The sequence below is a fragment of the Aquimarina spinulae genome, assembly GCF_943373825.1.
In the GTDB taxonomy this organism is placed as follows: Bacteria; Bacteroidota; Bacteroidia; order Flavobacteriales; family Flavobacteriaceae; genus Aquimarina; species Aquimarina spinulae.
The window spans coordinates 725,877-745,272 of record NZ_CALSBP010000002.1 but is presented as its reverse complement, the minus strand read 5'-3'; the positions used below and the strand labels follow the sequence as shown (position 1 = coordinate 745,272).

Here is a 19,396-nt window from a genome sequence, read left to right as displayed (position 1 = left end):
CATGAAAATTTCTAAAAACACATTCAAAGAAGCAGTATGTAATCGTGAAACCATTTATGGTATATGGAATGGTATTGTAGATACCATTACAGCAGAGGTTTTGGCTGGTTCTGGATTTGATTGGATTGTAATTGATGGGGAGCATGCTCCATTTGATTTACGAACTATTCAGACACAACTGCAAGTAATGGCTGCATATGATGTGCAGGTTGTTGTTCGCCCACCTGTTGGGGATTCGGTACTTATAAAACAACTTTTGGATATGGGAGTGCAAAGTTTGTTAGTTCCTATGGTAGAAAGTGCATCCCAGGCAGAAGAACTTGTAAAGGCAATGCGGTATCCCCCTGAAGGATGTAGAGGTATAGGTACAGCATTGGCAAGAGCATCAAAATGGAATAGAACCAATGATTACTTTCTAGATGCTAATAATGAAATGTGTTTGATCTGCCAGGTAGAATCTGTTCAGGGAATTAATAATTTAGAAGAAATCTTAGCAGTAAATGGAGTAGATGGAGTATTTATAGGGCCAGCAGATTTAGCTGGATCCATGGGGTATTTGGGACAACCTAACCACCCAAAAGTAAAAGAGGTAATAGTAAAAGCTATTCAGCGTATTAAGACTAAAGGAAAAACAGCCGGTTTCCTGTCTGTCTCAAAAGAAATTGTCAACTATTATAGTGAGCATGGTGCTAATATGATTGGAGTTGGGATTGATACTCTTTTATTAGCAAAAGCAGCAAAAGGATTAGCCGAAGATTATAAACCAGAACAAAAGAATAATACGTCAAATACACACTACTAATTTGTGAAAAGTACAACGATTGTGATGGTGAGAATTTGATTTGGCAATAAAAACAATAAATATACATGTATGAAACACGTAAGATTTGCATATAATGGAGGAATCCATCAAGGGGTTTATGAAAACAATACGATACTAAAAGGTACACAAGAGTTTAATCCCGATGATGTTATGTTTCTTTCACCTGTGGATCCACAGGGAGTTGGTAAAGCGATAGGTGTAGCTTTAGCTTATGCAGATCATGCCAAGGAATTAAAATTAGAGATTCCAGAATATCCCATATTGTTTCATAAAATGCCCCACACTATGATTGGGCATAAATCCAATATTATTGTTCCGGCGGGGATAGATTATATGCATTACGAATGTGAACTTGTGGCTGTAATTGGTCGTTCCTGTAGAAAAGTTAAAGCTACCGATGCATTAGATTATGTTGGGTATTATATGGTAGGTAATGAAATCACGGTTCGTGATTTTGTAGTTAATTATTACAGACCACCACTTAAAGCAAAAGGATTTGATACTTGGGGGCCTTGTGGACCTTGGATGGTTGATGCCAAAGATATAGACCCTAATAATGTTTCCCTTAAAACCTGGGTAAATGGAGAATTAAGACAAGAAGGGAATACCAAAAATATTAGACATAGTATTGCAGAATTAATAGAATATATGTCAGGTTTTATGACACTTAATCCCGGTGATATGATATGGTCAGGAACTCCAGAAGGAGTATCACATATTTATCCGGGAGATACGGTAGTATGTGAAGTAGCAGGTATCGGAAAATTAGAAAATTACTTAATAGCAGAATAATGTTAGACAAGAATTTAGAAGTATTACAACGGTTTTTACCTCAATTAAAAGAAAGAGGTATCAAGAATCTTATCAATGGAAACACTATTGAAGCAATTTCAGGAAAAACATTTGAGAATACGACACCTATAGATGGAAACTTTATAACCCATGTGGCCGAAAGTGATAAAGAAGATATCGATAATGCAGCGCAGGCAGCAATGGATGCTTTTGCAGAATGGAAAGCAATGTCTCATAAAAACAGACGAGATATTTTATATGCCATAGCAGAAAAAATAGAAGAACATGCAGACGAAATTGCAGTGCTAGAAAGTTATGATACAGGACAACCTATTCGCTTTATGAAAAAAGCAGCGATTAGAGGTGCTGCAAACTTTAAGTATTTTGCAGATAAAGCCATTGATGCACAAAACGGGTTATCTACACCAGATACCCATCATGCAAATTATACCATTCGTCAACCCATAGGTCCGGTTGGTATCATTACTCCCTGGAATACTCCGTTTATGCTAAGTACATGGAAAATCGCCCCAGCTCTGGCAGCAGGTTGCACTGTCGTTCATAAACCTGCAGAATTTAGCCCTGTAACAGCAAACAGACTTGCAGAATTAGCACATGAGGCAGGATTGCCAAAAGGAGTATGGAATGTTGTGCATGGTTTTGGAGAAACAGCAGGGAAATCATTAACAGAACACAAATATATAAAGGCAGTGGCGTTTATTGGGGAGACTACAACCGGTAGCCATATTATGAAACAAGGAGCACCAACACTAAAAAGAGTGCATTTAGAATTAGGAGGGCAAAATCCTATTATTGTTTTTAATGATGCTGATGTAGAGCGTGCTTTAGATGCTGCAATTTTTATGAAATACAGTCTTAATGGAGAACGATGTACATCAAGCAGTAGATTACTATTACAAAAAGATATCTATTCTGATTTCGTTGAAAAACTAAAAAAAAGAGTCGCTGCTATAAAAGTAGGGCATCCATTAGACCCGGTAACAGAAATTGGTCCTATGATTCATCCTACACATCAGGAAAAAGTATTGAATTATGGAGAAATAGGAAAAAAAGAAGGTGCAACTCTGGCAGTAGGTGGGGGTAAACCAGATGGGTTAGAAAAAGGATGTTATATAAATCCAACACTTTTTATTGATGCATCAAAAGATATGCGTATTGCGCAGGAAGAGGTCTTTGGACCATTCTTAACTGTAATTCCATTTGAAACTGAAGATGAGGCTATTAAAATAGCTAATGCCGTAAAATATGGATTAACAGCATATATCTGGACAAAAGATGTAGGTCGTGCACATCGAATAGCACATCAAGTAGAAGCAGGAATGGTTTGGATAAATTCGCAAAATGTAAGACACCTGCCTACACCTTTTGGAGGAGTTAAATACAGTGGTATAGGAAGAGATGGCGGAGAGTATAGTTTTGACTTTTATATGGAAACCAAAAATATTTCTATAGCACTAGGAGATCATGATATCCCTAAATTAGGGATTGAATAATAGTAATGATAAAAAAATAAGTATGGCACTAGTACCTCATAACTTCGATTTACCTTTTAATATTATTCGTTGTAGCCATGTAGAATATGCTGTAACCGATTTAGAAGAATCACATAGGTTTTATGTAGATATATTAGGTTTAATTGAGACCGAAAGAACCAAAGATACCATTTACTTGCGTGGTTTAGAAGAACAACAGCATCACTCTTATATTTTAAAAAAAGCAAAAGAACCCTCTGTACTGGCAGTAGGGTTTAAAGTCGCTTTTGAAAAAGATTTAGATGCGTTAAAAACACATTTAGACAACATTGATGTTGATACTGAGTGGGTTTCAAAATATGCCGAGGACCGAACACTACGAGTCGTATCGCCACAAGGATTTATATTAGAGTTTTATGCGCGTATGAAAAAAGTACCTCAAAAACTTAGAGAATATAAAGCTTATCGGGGAATGCATCCACAGCGGTTTGACCATTTTAATGTTTTTACACCCAATGCGCAAGAAACATATGAGTTTTTTGTAAGTCAATTGGGGTTTAGGCTTACCGAATATTCTACTACAGAAAAAGGAGAAATGTGGGCTGCCTGGATGCATCGAAAAGGAAATGTTCATGATATGGCACTAACCAATGGTGATGGACCTAGATTACATCATTCAGCTATTTGGGTACCTACTGCACTTAATATTATCCACCTACTTGATGTAATGTCTACTACGGGGTATGTAGATAATATCGAACGAGGACCTGGAAGACATGGAGTATCCAATGCTTTTTTCTTATATATTTTGGATCCAGATGGTCATAGAATAGAAATTTATACCTGTGATTATTTAACCGTTGATCCCGATTTAGAACCGTTGGGTTGGGATTTAAGTGATCCACAAAGACAAACTCTATGGGGAGCACCCGCACCAAGAAGTTGGTTTGAAAACGGAAGTACATTTATAAATACCAAAGTAAAAAAAGCAACCATGGAAGCGCGTCCAATAATAGCAGATTAGTATGCCACATATAACATTAGAATGCTCAGGTAATATAGAAGCAGATTTTAGAGCTGTTTTTCAAACTCTAACCGATGAACTCGTAGCTACGGGACATATTCCTCGACTAGGAGTAAAGTGTAGAGTAGTAAAATCTAGTGATTATTTTATTATTGATGGTAATCCAGATTATAAAATGATAAATCTATTGATTCGTTTACGCGAAGGTCGTTCTCTCGAAATTCGAAAAGAATTATCAGAAATCGGAATGAAAGTATTGCAAGAATATTTTCAAAAAGAGATGAATGCAAAACAGATTATCCTTTCTACAGAAATAAAAGAATTGATAATGGGACTAGACTTAACCAAAAATGCTATACGATAAATGAAATCAATACAAGAACTTTCGTTAGATCCAAAGACTACATCTTTTTTTAGTGACCTGTCTAAGAAGAATTTTATAAATAATGAGTGGGTTTTAGCAGATTGCGATGAGGTTAGCCAGGTAATTAATCCTGCTAATGAAGAGGTGATTGCTACTATTCCTATTTCTTCATCAGAAGATGTAAACAAAGCGGTGGGAGCAGCTAAGAAAGCCTTGTATACTTATGAATGGCGAAAAATGCTTCCTGCAGACCGAGAACGGCTACTTTATAAATTGGGAGATTTAATTGAAGAAAATGCAGATCATATTGCCGAAGTGATTACCCTAGAAAATGGGAAGCCCTTTACAGAAGCCAGAAAATCTGAAGTATTAGGAGCGGCCAAAACGTTTCGATACTATGCCGGATGGTGTAGTAAAATCGAAGGAGAAACCTTTAATATTTCTATTCCACAACCCCGTAATAAACAAAATTTCGCATTTACACGTAGAGAGCCTATAGGAGTAGTAGGGGCAGTTATTCCCTGGAATACTCCGTTCTCTATTGCGGCCTGGAAATTGGCACCGGCTCTGGCAGCCGGTTGCACAGTAGTACTAAAACCATCGGGAGAAACACCACTAAATGCTTTGGTGTTAGCAGAGCTCATAGCAGAAGCTGGTTTTCCGGCAGGTGTAGTCAATATTATATTGGGTAATGGAAGCACTACAGGAAATGCATTAGTATCACATCCTGATATCGATAAAGTAACTTTTACAGGATCTACTACTACTGGAAAAGCGATAGGAAAAGCTGCAATAGATTCTATTACAGGAATATCATTAGAACTGGGAGGGAAATCCCCTGCAGTTGTTTTTGAAGATGCAGATTTAGATTGGGCATCCCAATGCGTATCGCAAGGTATTTTTAGAAACATGGGACAAATTTGTGTTTCAGGTTCTAGAGTATATATACAGGAAAAAGTTTATGATAAAGTCATGACTGATATTATGCACAGTGCTCAAAAAATGAAAATTGGACATGGATTTGAGGATAATGTGGCTTTAGGGCCTTTGGTGTGTAAATCACATTTAGATACTGTTACCAATTATATTAAATTAGGTAGCGAAGAAGGAGCTACTTTGATTTCTGGTGGAAAAAAGATAAAAGATAAAGGGTATTTTTTAGAGCCTGCTATTTTTTCTGCTACAGATAATAACCTGAGAGTAGTACAAGAAGAGATTTTTGGCCCTGTACTAGTTGGTGTACCTTTTAAGACTGTTGATGAGGCTATTGAATTAGCTAACCAGACTAGTTATGGTCTCTCTTCTACTGTTTTTACTAAAGATGTCTCTAAGGCTATGAGAATGGTAGATGAACTGGAAGCCGGTTGGGTATGGGTAAATTCTAATGCCCGGTCAGATCCTCATTTCCCTTTAGGTGGATTTAAACAATCGGGGATGGGAAAAGAATTGGGAAAAGAGGGATTATATGCTTTTACAAAAACAAAAGCAGTAAATATAGTATACTAAACTATGGCAAAATTAACGGGGGGACAGGTCGTAGTGCGATCATTAATAAAACAAGGTATTAAAATTGTTTTTGGTTTACCAGGAGTACAAAACGATTGGCTGTACAATGCATTTTATGACTATCAGGACGAAATAACGGTACTACATACACGTCATGAGCAGGGAGTAGGATATATGGCATTAGGATATCACCTGGCATCTGGTAAAACAGCAGTCTATAATGTGGTTCCTGGACCAGGATTCCTTAATAGCTCAGCAGCTTTATTAACAGCCTATGGATTAAATGCAAAGGTACTGGCATTAGTTGGTCAAACTCCTTTAAAAACCCAGGGAAAAGGCTGGGGAGTATTGCATGAATCTAATGATCAATTAGGGATAATGAAACGCCTTACCAAATACTCGGATAAGGTGAATGATATTAAAGAAATACCAGATAAAATACAGAAATCCTTTCAGGAAATAGAAACAGGAAGACCACAACCTGTGGGACTAGAAATTTCTATGGATTTATTAATGAGTTCTGATGAAATAGCGTTTCCGGCTTTCGCGAAAGCAAATCAAGAAAAGGAAATAGATATATCTATAATTAACAAGATAGTAGAGGCTTTAATACATGCAGAAAATCCATTAATTTTTGTAGGAAGTGGAGCTATGGATGCTAGTAAAGAAATAACAGCACTGGCTAATTATATGCAAATACCGGTATTTGCATATCGAACCGGAAAAGGTATTGTCTCTTCTAGAAATTACCTAAGTCATCCGGTTCCGGCTGCGTATGAATTATGGAAAGAAGCAGATGTAGTTGTCGGGATAGGAAGTCATGTGCGCATGCCTATATTAAAATGGGGTACCGATGAACATCTGGCATTTATTAGCATTAATATAGATGCCAATGATCATGATAAAATTACAACACCCGATATAACATTAACAGCTAATGCCGCGCAAGCATCAAAAGAAATTTTAGAGGCGCTTAAAAACAAGATTTCTCAAAGAGTGAGTAGAGAAAAAGAAATGTTGGCATTAAAGGCTAGCTGGAAAGAAAAAACAGCATATTTAGAGCCCCAGGCAACGTATTTAAGAATTATTAGAGAAGAATTACCCGACGACGGGATTTTTGTAGATGAGTTAACACAGGTTGGGTTTGCCAGCAGAATGTTATGGGAAGCTTATGCTCCCAGAACTTATTTATCTACTGGATATATGGGGACTTTGGGATGGGGGTTTCCTACAGCACTTGGAGCAAAAGTGGCAAGACCAGAATTGCCTGTAGTTACGGTTTGCGGTGATGGAGGGTTTATGTTTGCTGTACAAGAGTTAGCCACAGCTGTACAGCACAGGATAGGTGTAATTATTTGCCTGTTTAATAATAGTGCCTATGGTAATGTGCAGAATATGCAGATCAATAATTATGGAAATAAAGTGATAGCCAGTAATTTGACAAACCCAGACTTTATTGCAATGGCAAAATCATACGGTGCTCATGCAGAAAAGGTATCAGACTTTGATCGTTTTAGACAAGCAATACAAAAAGCAAAAAAACAAGAATTACCAACGCTAATAGAAATAGAAGTAGGTATTGATATGCCTTCTACAGATCAATTTAAATCGATGTCTAAGCTGAGAGGTGTAAAATAACCTATAAAGATGTATACAGATGAAAATAGCTATTATATCAGATATTCATGAAAATTTCCATAATCTTATTCTTGCATTAGAGGAAATCGAAAGGCAGAATTGCAAACAAATACTTTGCCTAGGAGATTTAATAAATGCTGGCATTGCAAAGGTATTATCGTGCTCTACGATTCCTGTGTTCATGATTTGGGGAAATAATGATGGCGAAAAAGTAGAGATTACTAAAGTAGCGCATAATCAAGGAGGTAACCTTAGTGTGAGCCTAAACACATATGATTTTTTAGAAATAAATAATCGCAAAATTTTTATTTCTCATTACGACGACCTTGCTATTCCTATGGCTGCTTCCCAATTGTATGATGCAGTTTTTTTTGGGCATACTCATATATCGTCACTTCAAAAAGAAAATGAGACATGGGTTGTAAATCCCGGAGAGATTTCTGCTCATAAAACAGGAATAGCCTCTTTAGCCATTTATGATACAGATGCTAATGACGTACACATTTTAGAACTTGAGAATAGTAAAACATTAAAAACAGGATTAGTAACTGATTTTTTTAAGAAAAATAAAGAAGTATTGAAACTTCGCTCTGAAAAAGCTTTTAATATGGGAAAGATGACATAAAGTGCTATAATAATAACACTTTAATGTATTATGTTTCAAAAACTAATTTTTACTTTTCTAGAGCCTATACCAAAATAATCAAACGATGTATAAAAAACATATATTAGACACTATACCTTATAAAGTAGGCGCAACAAAAGCTGAAAGTAAAAACAAAAATGAAGACCAAAAAATATATAAGCTTTCTTCTAATGAGAATTTTTTAGGCCCTTCTCCAAAAGCGTTAAAAGCAATACAAGAATCACTAAATGAATTGTCTGAATATCACCATAGAGATGATTCTGTGTTGAAAAAAGCCTTAGCTGATCACTATGATAATGGTATTGAAGCAGATCAGTACATAACAGCAAATAGTGGTGTAGAGATTATTGATATTATTTGTAGAGGGTTTTTAGATTCTGATAGTGAAGTAATCGTTTCGTCTCCAACATTTAAGGCTTATGGTAATTTTGCAGCTATAGAAAATGCTACAGTAGTTGATGTTCCTTTAAAAACACCTGATTTTAGTTTAAATGTAGATGGGATTATTGATGCGATTAATGAAAATACACGATTAATTTTTTTAACTACACCTAATAACCCTACAGGGACTATAGTTCCTAAAAAAGATGTTGATTATTTATTGGATAATATCCCGGATACCGTTATTGTAGTTTATGACGAAGTATATTTTCATTTTGTAGAAGATCCGGATTTTTGTAATGCTGCATATTATATTAAGAAAAATAAAAATGTAATTGCTATTCATAGTTTTTCAAAAGCATACGGATTAGCTGGTATGCGTATTGGTTATGCATTTTCGACTCCTAAGATTACTTCATATCTACAAAAAATCGGGAGACCTTTTATGATTAATGTACTAAGTACTGCAGCTGCGGTCGGAGCCTTAACAGATGATGAACATATAGAAAACACTCAAAAATTAATTAGCGAACAAAAAAAATGGATGTACGCACAATTTGAGAAGCTGGGTCTTACATATTGGAAAAGCGAAGCTAATTTTATTTTGTTTAAATCCCCAATTGCTGAAGAAAAAATAACAAGCGCATTTCTGAAAGCAGGTATCATGGTAAGACCATGTAGTAAATTTGGAGTGAAAGACCATATTAGAGTAACAGTAGCAACACCCATTGTAAATACCATGTTTTTTGAAGTATTAAAGACATTACTATCAATTTAAACGAATTGCAATATGGACTACTCATCATACATTGTTTTACCCAAAGAAGGAGAAATATATTCAATACTGGATACAGTCGCTTCGGAGGCTAAAATTGTATGTTTCACAGGATTACCCGGAGTAGGAAAAAGTCTATATGTACAACAATTTGCCTATATAGCATTACAAAAAAATAGAAAGATCTCTATACTGCAATGGGATGGTGCACGCCAGGGTTTTGAAACCGAGCAGGTACTGAAGATTTATCCTGAAATCGATGGAGTTACTCATGCAGGTATCAGAAAATCATGTGGACTATGGTCTAGAAAAGCGGTTTATGATTGGTGTCAATTACACAAAAACGATAATGAAGTGTTAATTCTTGAAGCTCCTTTGGTAGGAAACAGGTTAATAGAATTAGGAAAAAAAACAGAAGATGAATTAGAACCTATATTATCGAGTGATAGTACTCAGTTTATACTACCTGTGCCTTCAGACGAACTTAGAAAACTAATAATAAGTAAACGAGTAAATACTGCAAAGAACCCTAATCATGAAATGGAGAAAGCAGATGCACAACCACATGTCCTTATGGCATTATATCGCGAAATATGCGAGGTAGGTAAAAAGTTGGGAATGAAGAAACAATTAAATGAAAATCTTGAGTATGATACATCTTTTTATGAATCGCTTTATAAAAAGGTACTTCGGGCAAGGCACGTAAAAACATTATTTGTGGATGAAGCTTTCGAGGTTAATTCGGTATATGATGTTCGGCAAAAATTCTCTAAACTGGCACCCTCAACAGAAGAAGTCTCTTATTTTATATCACTTGTACGGGAAAAATATCCAACAGATGAACAATTAGAAATAGCAGTAAATAATTGGTATGTATTGAAATAGACTTAAGTATAGGAATTCTTATCTTCTTTAAGTAACCATGGGGATTTATTTGGATTCTTATATGGGGTTTAGTAAAAGAAAAAAACCGATTATAAAGCTCTGTTTAGCATTAAATATAGTGAGTATATGGTGGTTTTGAATAACTACAAACGTATATAGGTTATGTTCTTTTATTTTAAAAACCCTATTTTGCATCATGTGGATGAAGGGGAAAATCAATCCAAATACTTGAAAAAAGATGTAAATGAGGAAAACAGAATATTATCTACTCCTATTTCTTATTGGGACACAATTAAAGGGGCAGACATTGGATAATGAAAATAAAAATTCATTTTTTATTTCGCCAGAAGTAATACTAGGAAAAACGACAGAACCTAATACTGGTTTTCCTAAAACTAAAATGCTTAAATCTATTTTTGTTAGTATAGGAAGTTACAACAAAAAGGTAGATGCGCAATGGAGCTCTAGACTGGGATATCCAAAAACCGGACTAGCATTAGGGATTACCGATTTCGGAAATATTGAAAAAGTAGGTAGAGCCTATATTGCAATGCCTTTTGTTGAAATTGGATTGTTTCAAAAAAAAACAAATAGATGGCATCTCAATATGGGGTTTGGTGCATCCTATATTGATACAAAGTATGACCCAGAAATAAACCCTTTTAATAAAGCGGTAACAACAAGCCTGAATTGGTCGTACAAAACTTTTTTGTATTACGATGTTTTAATAGGTAAATCAACTCAATGGCGTTTAGGACTTGGATATGGCCATTATTCTAACGGACATACAAGATTACCTAATCAGGGACTTAACTCTTTTTTGGTAAGTGCTTCTTCATCTTTTGGAGAACCTCAAACTATTCTTGAGGAAGATGTAACAGTGTTAAGAAAAGAACGAGTCAAATCCTCACAGAACTATTTTTCATTTCGCAGTGGCATAGGTCAAAATGTACTATCGGAAGAATTTAATGATAAAAAAGAAGTGTATTCTGTTGCATTATCCATGGGTAAAGTAGTTAACAAGATTTTTAAGATTGGAATCGGTTTTTATGGTAGGTTTTATGAGCACTATTATGATTATATCAAAAATGATGAAATGCTAATACAGGAGCAAGTTCCTTTTTTTAAAGAAAAACCTGTTGCATATGCAAGCAATTATGGTTTTTTTTCTAGTACAGAAGTTTTTATAGGACATATTGGTGTAGAATTTGAACTTGGAGTTAATATATATAAACCATTTTATAAAATTGAATGGCAGCTGAGTCAGGGAGAAAGACGTGGGGATCAATATATTTTGGGAGAGTTAGATTGGTATTATGAAATAAAACGAACGATTTCAAGTAGATTAGGAGTGAAATACTATTTGTTTAATACACATGACTCACCCAAAAACAATATTTTTTTTGGAGCAAATATTAATGCAAATTTAGGACAGGCCGACTTTTCTGAACTTAGTTTGGGATATGTGTACCGTTTTAATTTTAAAGAAAGAAAAAAAGAGTATTCAAACTAATACATTTTTTTGGACTATTTATTTAATCCTAACAAATATCTAGCGGCAGCAAAGGGCGTAATTTTGTGTTGTTGTACAGCTTCAATTTTTGAATCTAAAGCAGCTTTAACTTTTGGGTTGTTGTAAAAAGAGTTTTTTAATTGTTCTTCAATAGTTTGTAATAGCCAGAATTTATTTTGTTGGATTCTGTTTTTTTCAAAAAATCCATTTTCAGAAGTGATTTTCAGATATTTTAGGATCATTTTCCAAATATCATCAATACCAGTACCTTCTATAGCACTACAGGTTAGTACTTCTGGAGACCAGCTGTTTTGTGTAAGAGGATATAAGTGAAGTGCTTTTCTAAATTGATTTTTGGCTTTACGGGCACGTATTAAGTTATCACCATCGGCCTTATTAATTACAAGAGCATCTGCCATTTCTATAATCCCTCGTTTGATACCTTGTAATTCGTCTCCTGCACCTGCTAACTTTAGTAATAAAAAGAAATCTACCATACTATGCACAGCAGTTTCACTTTGTCCTACACCTACAGTTTCAATAATAATAACATCATACCCTGCAGCTTCACAAAGGATAATAGACTCTCGTGTTTTTTGAGCTACTCCTCCCAGTGAGTTTCCAGATGGAGAAGGACGTATGAAAGCCATAGAGGATCTTACTAAAGATTCCATTCTGGTCTTATCACCTAGTATACTGCCATGTGAAATTGTACTACTAGGGTCTACTGCTAAAACTGCAACTTTTTTCCCTTTTTGTAATAACAAATTACCCAAAGCTTCAATAAAGGTGCTTTTGCCTACTCCAGGGACTCCTGTTATACCTATTCTTACAGAGTTGTTGGCATAAGGAAGGCACATTTCGATAAGGTCCTGCGCTTTTTCAATATGGTTTTGCTGGGTACTTTCGATTAATGTAATTCCTTTACTTAAAGCGGCGGTGTCTTGAGCAATGATTGCTTTAAAAATAGTGTCAATCACAACTTCTTTTTGCTGTAATTTTTTAAATCGATCAATTGCTTGACTACTCGTGCTAGAAGGGGTATTAGTATGTTTGGTAGAATCTTTAGACACAGAATGACTTTATGGCAAAGTTATAAATTCCTTTTGGAAACTTGTAATTAATATATAGGCCTTCTACTATTTTGAGTATATGCAGCATTATACACCTTAAATTAGTACAGGCTTATCAAAAAGAATATATTTATATTTTTATAGGAACCGCAATTGCAGTTCTATCCCACGCAAGGTATAATATGGTAAAATCATTTGCATTTTCAAAATAAATAGAAAATTGTTCTACTATATTTAATAAAGGTTGTACGGGGACTTCTACAGTGAGTACATCGTATGTGGCGTCTCGTTTTGCAGTGCCATCCATATGTACTCCCCAATCATATTCTTTACTATTAAAAATTACTTTCCAGGATTTGGGGTTTGGGATGGTCCATAGTGTATAGGTCCCTGCTTTAAGTACGGTACCATCAACGAGAAGATCTTTGTCTGTTGTAAATGTAGTGGCCTCATTGGCGCCGGTTCTCCATACTTCATTAAACGGAACCAGGTTACCAAAAATTTCTCTACCCTTTTTGTATGGCCTGTTATAAAAAACAGTGAAAGTAGCATCCTTTGCCGTGTGAGTAACGATTTCTTCGGGGCTATGTTTTTTGGTACTTTGCTTCATGAAGTACATTCCTGCAAATCCAATCAATATTAATCCTAATAAAATAAATATTGCTCGTTTTAAAAGTTTTGGCATAACGATTTTTTTAATCCTAAATATACTTCTTTTACTACTTATGTCTATGTTTAAATATTCATAAAAAGTAAGAAAGCTTTAGCAAGTACCTAAATAGAAGGGGAATATTTACATCATTTATACTACAAATACCATGACAGGTATAGAGATCATAAATATATATTGTGTTTTTTAATTATTTGATATACAGTATATTGTTGGCGTGCTATGATTTTTATGCATAATTTTGCAACATAGAATATATGTTTTCGTCTATATAGATGAGTACGATTTAAAACAGTTTTAAATAATAATCACTAACCATAAAGTTAAGAAAGTTTGTTACAAAGCGAGCTAATAGAACAATGTAGGAATAACGATCGTAGAGCACAAATGAGACTCTATAATAAATACTGTGATGGTATGTATTATGTAGCGTTGCGTTTCCTTAAAGATCCATTTGAGGCGGAGGAAGCTATGCAGGAATCTTTCATCAAGGCTTTTACGCGACTTCATCAATTTACTGGAGATGTTACTTTTGGAGCTTGGCTTAAACGAATTGTTATAAATAAAAGCATAGATATGCTAAAAGCTAAGAAAATGAATATGGTTGCGATTAATGAGCAGGTTATGACTAGTGTTGAAGAACAGAATGATTGGTCGGTGTCTGATTCTGTTACTGTAGATGAGGTAAAAAAAGCAATTGAAAAATTACCGGAAAAATATAAATATGCCGTCATGCTATTTTTGATAGAAGGGTATGATCATAATGAAATTAGTGAAGTACTGGACATTACACCAGTTTCTTCGAGAACATTGGTACATAGAGGAAAAAAGCAGCTACAGGAAGAATTAAAACATTTGAGACATGGCACAGGATATTAGAGAACTTTTAAAGCAGGATAAACAGATTCCTGCCGAGCAATTAAGAAAAGGACACCAACAAAGGTTTATGTCCAGGTTAGAGAATGAGCTCCCTAAAAGAACCAGAAAGTTTGATTATAAATGGCTTAATATTGCTGCTAGTATTGTTGTTATTTTTTCAGTTTCTTTACTTACATATAATCAACTTGGTAGTAGCAGTACCGAAGGACCTGATATAGTAGATATGAATACTACTCCTGTAAAAAACTCTTCTGTAATATTAGCAAAACAATCTTCCCCTCTGGCAGAAATATCTCCGGAGTATCAAGAAGTAGAAAATAGTATACTTACCAGTATAAAATTTCAATTATCACAGATTACAATTGATGATACAAATAGAGAGTTGGTAGAAAGTTTTATGGCTAGATTAGATAATCTTGATAAAGAATACCAAAAACTTAATAAGGAATTAATAGAAGTTGGACCCAATGTTCAAAGTGTAGAGGCTATGATGGAGAATTTAACGATACGCTTATCACTTTTAAATAGGCTAAAAGATAAACTAAAAGAATTAGAGAGAATTGAAAACGAAAATTACAATGAAGTACAGGCTTAATGTAGCGACTCTTGGCTTATTGTGTTGTGCGGGCTTATTTGCACAAGACAGGCAAGACAAATTAAATGAAAAGCTATCAGTAAATGAAGATGTTACTGTTGTTCTTAATACGAGTCATACTAATATTGTTTTTGAAACCTGGAACAAAAATACAATCGAGGTAGAAGCTTACTTAGAAGGTAACCTTTCTGATGAAAACAGTAAACATATTCTTGATAGTTGGCAAGTAGATGTATTAGGAGATAGTCAGAAAGTAACTATTAATTCTACAGCGGGAAATTTATGGAGTAGAAATGTCACTGCTTCTAGTATCACAATGGATAGAAAAAGCTTACAGGAATTAAGGATGTTAAGTCCTATGATTACTGATATGCTAGGGCCTCTTATGGAAAACATAGCTAAAAACCCTATGCCAAGTACTCTTTCTCAAAATCAAGCTAATGTTAATTATAATAACGGAGCCCATAAAGAAAATGATGAAAAATATATTAAACAGTGGGAGAGCCAGATACGCGAAAAATTTATTGATGAACAAAAGCAAAAATGGGCTAAACAATTTGAAGCAGACCCTAAAAGCAAGATAAAATTAGAAACCTGGGATGAGCAATATGGAAGAAAAATGGATGCATGGGCGTCTCAATTAATACAAGATATTGGTAATCAGCAGAACGGGACAGCTAATGTTACAGTCTATAGATATAGCACAAGTAGGGTTAATACTAATAGCACAAGTAAAATCATAAAAGTACGTATCCCTAAAGAGGCTAAATTAAGACTTAATATTCGCCATGGAGATGTGCAGTTAGCAGAAAAATCTAATAATATTAAAGCTTCTCTATCTCATACTAAACTATCTGCTAATGTTATAGATGGTAAACAAACATTTATTAAAGCTTCTTATTCTCCCGTTTTTGTTCGACAATGGAACAATGGTAGGTTAGTGATCAATTATGTAAAGAATTGTAGAATACAAAATGCTAAAAACCTTCTTGTTAATGCCGATTCTAGTAATGTTTTTATTCAGCAACTTGATGAAAATGGAGCAATCTCGGGAAGTTTTGGAGTAATTAATATAGCTAATCTCGGAGAATCTTTTTCTACTCTGGATCTAGCAGTTCAAAACAGTGACTTTAAATTAAATTTACCCGAAACAGCATTTAATTTATCGTACAGTGGGGCGCAAAGTATAATTTCTTTGCCTAAAACTTTGGAAATAAACACAAGAAAGAATTTTGGTAATGTGTTTGTTAATGGATTCCAAAATACTCGTAGTACAGACAAAATAATTACAATTAATGCTAAGTATAGCAAAGTTGTATTAAATAATAAATAAAGTTTTTTCATAGTAATGTAGTGTTAATTATAGAAAAGCTCTATCGGTTTAGACTGATAGGGCTTTTTTAGTAGTATAATCCTAGAGATTAATTTAAACACATTCTGGTCTTTACCCTAAAAGAGAGGTGGATTTCAAAATAATACTACTAAGAAATTGGTTAGATTTTTGAATTCATTTTAGATCAACATTAACTTAACATACCATATTTTTTACTATTGGATCAGGGGGAAAAACGTAAGTGTATTACAGAATAAGTCTTTTAATCTGTTGATTTTTGCTTTTCATCTGGTTTTTTAACAATGTTTAAAAAATAAAAACCTGATTGTCAATGTGTTAACGTTAAATAAAGCTTAATTTAACATTTTTTGTGTCATTTGTCGAATATCGAAAACATTTGATCTAAAAGTCTGGTTTTTAATTTGTTTAACTATAAATATATAATATCATTGTATGGTAAAACCGTAATAAAATAATAACAACCCCACTATAAAGTTTATAAAGATGAAATCAATAGCGTGTTTTTTTAGCTTATTTTTATTCTTGACTAGTTATGCAAATGACTTAGACCAAATCTTGGAAGTAGAGAAGGAAGGTCTTGTTGTAGTAGTTGTAGATTTTCAGGATGGAGATAAAATTAAATTATTCGAAGTAGAAAGCGGAGATCATATTTTATCTAAAACTCATGGAGAAATTGATTTGAGTCAATTACCAATGGGATCTTATTTACTTGAAAACAATCAAGGAGAATCTGTTGTTATTGTTCGTATGGAGGAAGATATTAATATTGAAGGCGCAATAGAAAATGTAGAAAGTAATTTTGTAGTAGAATATGATAGCGAAAGAGCAGATATGCCTTCAGAAGTTAATGTTGAAGAAGAATTTGTACATTATTATGAAAATTCTGAAACAAACCTTTTAGAAATAACAAGAGAAGGAAATTTTGTTACTGTAGTTAATTTTGAAGAAGGAGATAAAATCAAATTATTTGAAGTAAAAAATACAGTACATATTTTATCAAAAACGACAAATTTTGTAGACCTTAGCCAATTACCGGTTGGAGTTTATGTTTTGGAGAACAATAGAGGAGAATCTGTTGTTGTTGAAAAATATGTAGATAACGACGTTCTTGTAGCAGATATGTAATAAAGAATTTTTATATTATACAAAAGCCTTCCAGACTTGGGAGGCTTTTTTTATACAATCTATTTTAATTTAACCGAGGTAATTAGAGAAGGATTTTAAGAAACTCTTAGAGCGTTTTATAGATCTGTTTATGAATCCTCATGTATGACCTAATTTTAATAGGATACCATGCCTAAATTTGATTGTATACTTCTGTAAATTCAGGATAAGATTCTCTATTTTCTAGTTGGATAGTCAAAAACGCAAATAAAAAAATATCCTGATGATCAACATCAGGATATTTTTTTGTTAAGTAATGTTTTTGTTTACTTATCTAGGTTTTTCGTCATAGTGAAACCAGTGAATAAACCAATTCCAGCCATTAAGAAGATCGTACCAGGATAAGCAATATCTTCATCTACACCTACAGATAAATGTAGAATTCCGGCTATGAAAATTCCAACTCCAATACCCATTAATAATAAAGATAAATTTAGAATAAGTACTTTCCATATCGGAGTCACTCTTTTTTCTTTACTACTATAAAATATAGAAGCATCTGCTCCTTTTTCTATAAGAGCCATACGCTCTTTATTTCTAGCTGAAATAAATAAATAAATAATTCCAAAAAATACACCAAAGATTGCGGGTACTATAATTACTTCTGATCCCATCATGTTTTTAGTTTAAAAGATTAATACTGTTCGTTTTCTAATTAAGACGAAGAGTAATTCGAAGCGGTTACAAAAAAGATAAAAAAAATATTTTGTACTTTTTAATAGAAATTATGTAACCAATAATTATATAGTGTCGTCATATGAAAAAATGAACCATCAATCAGATCAATATTATATTAATCAAGTGCTAGAAGGGCAGGTGAATGCTTTTTCGGTTCTGGTAGAACGTTACCAGGGTTTAGTGTATACAGTAGTGTATCGTATGATTAAGAATAAAGAACAGGCAGAAGAAGTTGCTCAGGATTCTTTTATCAAGGCATATAAATCCTTAAGCAACTATAGAGGTGATGCCAAGTTTTCTACCTGGTTATATACTATTGCATACCGAAAAAGCTTAGATGCAATCAAAGCAAGTAAAAGAATGATAACTTCTGAGCTTATAGAAGAAGTAAGTGAAGGAGAAATGGAACTGGTTGGTGATGCATTAAACTATTTGCAAATAAAAGAAAGAAAAAAAATTATATCAGATAGTATAATGAAGCTTCCTGAAGATGAGGCTGCGATTATTACACTATACTATTTTGAGGAAAAAAGTGTAAAAGAAATTGTAGAAATTGTAGATTTAACAGCAGATAATGTGAAAATAAAGTTATATCGCAGTAGAAAAAAACTATACTCGATATTGAAGTATCACATTTCTCCAGAAATTAGTAGTAAAAATGGAAGAGCAATATAAAGACATTAAGAATTTAGTCAAAGAAGCTGGATTAGAGACTCCTTCAGTAAACTTTCTGAAGAATGTTATGGATCAGGTAGAACTTTCGGCTATTGAGGTGTCACCTACATACAAACCTTTGATTTCTAAGAAAGTTTGGTTTATGGTTGGAGTTGCTACTGCTATGTTACTGTGTACCATACCTTTTTTATCAGAGAGTAAAGAATCGATTTTAGGTACTATTGATTTTTCTTTTTTTAATAAGATAAGTTTCAAAAACCCATTTTCTGGATTTACTTTTTATAAAACTACTATATATGGTGTTTTATTTCTTGCCCTTCTGTTTCTTATACAAATAACTATTTTAAAACGAAGGATTGATAGACGATTCTCTTTATAATTATTGAGTAGGTCTTGTTTCGAAGAATAAAATTTTAAGCACAAAAAAACTACCTAAAAAATGAATCAAATAAAGCAAGGGATGCTCTA

20 protein-coding genes are annotated in these 19,396 nt (G+C 33.8%); 17 read left to right on the top strand and 3 right to left on the bottom strand.

Going from position 1 to position 19,396, the window contains the following annotated elements:
• Window position 1: 1 nt before the first annotated feature.
• From NNH57_RS08860 to NNH57_RS08810, 11 genes are all read left to right on the top strand, one after another.
• Entirely contained in the window at window positions 2-802 is an 801-nt protein-coding gene (locus NNH57_RS08860) for an aldolase/citrate lyase family protein (protein ID WP_074408743.1), read from the top strand.
• 69 nt (window positions 803-871) lie between these two features.
• Entirely contained in the window at window positions 872-1,615 is a 744-nt protein-coding gene (locus NNH57_RS08855) for a fumarylacetoacetate hydrolase family protein (RefSeq protein ID WP_108807811.1), read from the top strand.
• Window positions 1,615-3,129, top strand: coding sequence for a 5-carboxymethyl-2-hydroxymuconate semialdehyde dehydrogenase (gene hpaE, locus NNH57_RS08850; RefSeq protein ID WP_108807812.1), 1,515 nt, complete (start codon window positions 1,615-1,617; stop codon window positions 3,127-3,129). Before NNH57_RS08855 ends, hpaE begins: the two co-directional genes overlap by 1 nt.
• A gap of 22 nt (window positions 3,130-3,151) precedes the next feature.
• Complete coding sequence (hpaD, locus tag NNH57_RS08845; RefSeq protein WP_074409106.1) at window positions 3,152-4,132, top strand: 3,4-dihydroxyphenylacetate 2,3-dioxygenase; 981 nt, start codon at window positions 3,152-3,154, stop codon at window positions 4,130-4,132.
• A gap of 1 nt (window position 4,133) precedes the next feature.
• A complete protein-coding gene (locus NNH57_RS08840) occupies window positions 4,134-4,496 on the top strand; it encodes a hypothetical protein (protein WP_108807813.1) in 363 nt (120 codons plus the stop codon).
• Window positions 4,497-6,002, top strand: coding sequence for an aldehyde dehydrogenase family protein (locus NNH57_RS08835; protein WP_108807814.1), 1,506 nt, complete (start codon window positions 4,497-4,499; stop codon window positions 6,000-6,002).
• Between the two features lie 3 nt (window positions 6,003-6,005).
• The gene (locus NNH57_RS08830; RefSeq protein ID WP_108807815.1) at window positions 6,006-7,640 is read left to right on the top strand and encodes a thiamine pyrophosphate-dependent enzyme; all 1,635 of its coding nucleotides are present in this window, start codon (window positions 6,006-6,008) and stop codon (window positions 7,638-7,640) included.
• A gap of 19 nt (window positions 7,641-7,659) precedes the next feature.
• Window positions 7,660-8,265, top strand: coding sequence for a metallophosphoesterase family protein (locus tag NNH57_RS08825; RefSeq protein ID WP_108807816.1), 606 nt, complete (start codon window positions 7,660-7,662; stop codon window positions 8,263-8,265).
• A gap of 85 nt (window positions 8,266-8,350) precedes the next feature.
• Complete coding sequence (hisC, locus tag NNH57_RS08820) at window positions 8,351-9,445, top strand: histidinol-phosphate transaminase (protein WP_074408736.1); 1,095 nt, start codon at window positions 8,351-8,353, stop codon at window positions 9,443-9,445.
• Window positions 9,446-9,457: 12 nt separating this feature from the next.
• Window positions 9,458-10,327, top strand: a complete 870-nt coding sequence (locus NNH57_RS08815) for a type 1 periplasmic-binding domain-containing protein (protein ID WP_108807817.1) — start codon at window positions 9,458-9,460, stop codon at window positions 10,325-10,327.
• Window positions 10,328-10,571: 244 nt separating this feature from the next.
• On the top strand, window positions 10,572-11,840 hold the full coding sequence (locus tag NNH57_RS08810; RefSeq protein ID WP_074408734.1) for an acyloxyacyl hydrolase: 1,269 nt from the start codon (window positions 10,572-10,574) through the stop codon (window positions 11,838-11,840).
• A gap of 14 nt (window positions 11,841-11,854) precedes the next feature.
• Here NNH57_RS08810 and meaB read toward each other — a convergent pair whose 3' ends face one another.
• Both meaB and NNH57_RS08800 read right to left on the bottom strand, forming a co-directional pair.
• Window positions 11,855-12,913, bottom strand: coding sequence for a methylmalonyl Co-A mutase-associated GTPase MeaB (meaB, locus tag NNH57_RS08805; protein ID WP_074408733.1), 1,059 nt, complete (start codon window positions 12,911-12,913; stop codon window positions 11,855-11,857).
• A gap of 130 nt (window positions 12,914-13,043) precedes the next feature.
• The gene (locus tag NNH57_RS08800; protein WP_074408732.1) at window positions 13,044-13,598 is read right to left on the bottom strand and encodes a DUF2911 domain-containing protein; all 555 of its coding nucleotides are present in this window, start codon (window positions 13,596-13,598) and stop codon (window positions 13,044-13,046) included.
• A 372-nt stretch (window positions 13,599-13,970) separates the two neighbouring features.
• Here NNH57_RS08800 and NNH57_RS08795 point away from each other — a divergent pair, with 372 nt between their 5' ends.
• From NNH57_RS08795 to NNH57_RS08780, 4 genes are all read left to right on the top strand, one after another.
• On the top strand, window positions 13,971-14,462 hold the full coding sequence (locus tag NNH57_RS08795; protein ID WP_074409105.1) for an RNA polymerase sigma factor: 492 nt from the start codon (window positions 13,971-13,973) through the stop codon (window positions 14,460-14,462).
• Window positions 14,446-15,057: a hypothetical protein gene (locus NNH57_RS08790; RefSeq protein ID WP_108807818.1), complete on the top strand. Its 612-nt coding sequence runs from the start codon at window positions 14,446-14,448 to the stop codon at window positions 15,055-15,057. Before NNH57_RS08795 ends, NNH57_RS08790 begins: the two co-directional genes overlap by 17 nt.
• A complete protein-coding gene (locus NNH57_RS08785) occupies window positions 15,041-16,390 on the top strand; it encodes a hypothetical protein (protein ID WP_074408730.1) in 1,350 nt (449 codons plus the stop codon). The genes NNH57_RS08790 and NNH57_RS08785 overlap by 17 nt, the downstream gene beginning before the upstream one ends.
• Before the next feature lie 504 nt (window positions 16,391-16,894).
• Window positions 16,895-17,536: a hypothetical protein gene (locus NNH57_RS08780; protein ID WP_132066043.1), complete on the top strand. Its 642-nt coding sequence runs from the start codon at window positions 16,895-16,897 to the stop codon at window positions 17,534-17,536.
• A gap of 305 nt (window positions 17,537-17,841) precedes the next feature.
• Here NNH57_RS08780 and NNH57_RS08775 read toward each other — a convergent pair whose 3' ends face one another.
• Window positions 17,842-18,189 (bottom strand): DUF6249 domain-containing protein, encoded by a 348-nt coding sequence (locus tag NNH57_RS08775; RefSeq protein ID WP_074408728.1) that lies wholly within the window; start codon window positions 18,187-18,189, stop codon window positions 17,842-17,844.
• A 151-nt stretch (window positions 18,190-18,340) separates the two neighbouring features.
• Between NNH57_RS08775 and NNH57_RS08770 the strand changes: the two genes are divergently transcribed.
• Window positions 18,341-18,928, top strand: a complete 588-nt coding sequence (locus tag NNH57_RS08770; protein ID WP_074408727.1) for an RNA polymerase sigma factor — start codon at window positions 18,341-18,343, stop codon at window positions 18,926-18,928.
• The gene (locus NNH57_RS08765; protein WP_074408726.1) at window positions 18,912-19,307 is read left to right on the top strand and encodes a hypothetical protein; all 396 of its coding nucleotides are present in this window, start codon (window positions 18,912-18,914) and stop codon (window positions 19,305-19,307) included. The genes NNH57_RS08770 and NNH57_RS08765 overlap by 17 nt, the downstream gene beginning before the upstream one ends.
• The last annotated feature ends 89 nt before the right edge of the window (window positions 19,308-19,396 follow it).

Bases quoted from the DNA above. Each gene is read 5' to 3' on its own strand.
- NNH57_RS08860 (WP_074408743.1), top strand. From the start codon at position 2: ATGAAAATTTCTAAAAACACATTCAAAGAAGCAGTATGTAATCGTGAA.
- NNH57_RS08855 (WP_108807811.1), top strand. From the start codon at position 872: ATGAAACACGTAAGATTTGCATATAATGGAGGAATCCATCAAGGGGTT.
- hpaE (WP_108807812.1), top strand. From the start codon at position 1,615: ATGTTAGACAAGAATTTAGAAGTATTACAACGGTTTTTACCTCAATTA.
- hpaD (WP_074409106.1), top strand. From the start codon at position 3,152: ATGGCACTAGTACCTCATAACTTCGATTTACCTTTTAATATTATTCGT.
- NNH57_RS08840 (WP_108807813.1), top strand. From the start codon at position 4,134: ATGCCACATATAACATTAGAATGCTCAGGTAATATAGAAGCAGATTTT.
- NNH57_RS08835 (WP_108807814.1), top strand. From the start codon at position 4,497: ATGAAATCAATACAAGAACTTTCGTTAGATCCAAAGACTACATCTTTT.
- NNH57_RS08830 (WP_108807815.1), top strand. From the start codon at position 6,006: ATGGCAAAATTAACGGGGGGACAGGTCGTAGTGCGATCATTAATAAAA.
- NNH57_RS08825 (WP_108807816.1), top strand. From the start codon at position 7,660: ATGAAAATAGCTATTATATCAGATATTCATGAAAATTTCCATAATCTT.
- hisC (WP_074408736.1), top strand. From the start codon at position 8,351: ATGTATAAAAAACATATATTAGACACTATACCTTATAAAGTAGGCGCA.
- NNH57_RS08815 (WP_108807817.1), top strand. From the start codon at position 9,458: ATGGACTACTCATCATACATTGTTTTACCCAAAGAAGGAGAAATATAT.
- NNH57_RS08810 (WP_074408734.1), top strand. From the start codon at position 10,572: ATGAGGAAAACAGAATATTATCTACTCCTATTTCTTATTGGGACACAA.
- NNH57_RS08800 (WP_074408732.1), bottom strand. From the start codon at position 13,598: ATGCCAAAACTTTTAAAACGAGCAATATTTATTTTATTAGGATTAATA.
- NNH57_RS08795 (WP_074409105.1), top strand. From the start codon at position 13,971: ATGAGACTCTATAATAAATACTGTGATGGTATGTATTATGTAGCGTTG.
- NNH57_RS08790 (WP_108807818.1), top strand. From the start codon at position 14,446: ATGGCACAGGATATTAGAGAACTTTTAAAGCAGGATAAACAGATTCCT.
- NNH57_RS08785 (WP_074408730.1), top strand. From the start codon at position 15,041: ATGAAGTACAGGCTTAATGTAGCGACTCTTGGCTTATTGTGTTGTGCG.
- NNH57_RS08780 (WP_132066043.1), top strand. From the start codon at position 16,895: ATGAAATCAATAGCGTGTTTTTTTAGCTTATTTTTATTCTTGACTAGT.
- NNH57_RS08775 (WP_074408728.1), bottom strand. From the start codon at position 18,189: ATGGGATCAGAAGTAATTATAGTACCCGCAATCTTTGGTGTATTTTTT.
- NNH57_RS08770 (WP_074408727.1), top strand. From the start codon at position 18,341: ATGAACCATCAATCAGATCAATATTATATTAATCAAGTGCTAGAAGGG.
- NNH57_RS08765 (WP_074408726.1), top strand. From the start codon at position 18,912: ATGGAAGAGCAATATAAAGACATTAAGAATTTAGTCAAAGAAGCTGGA.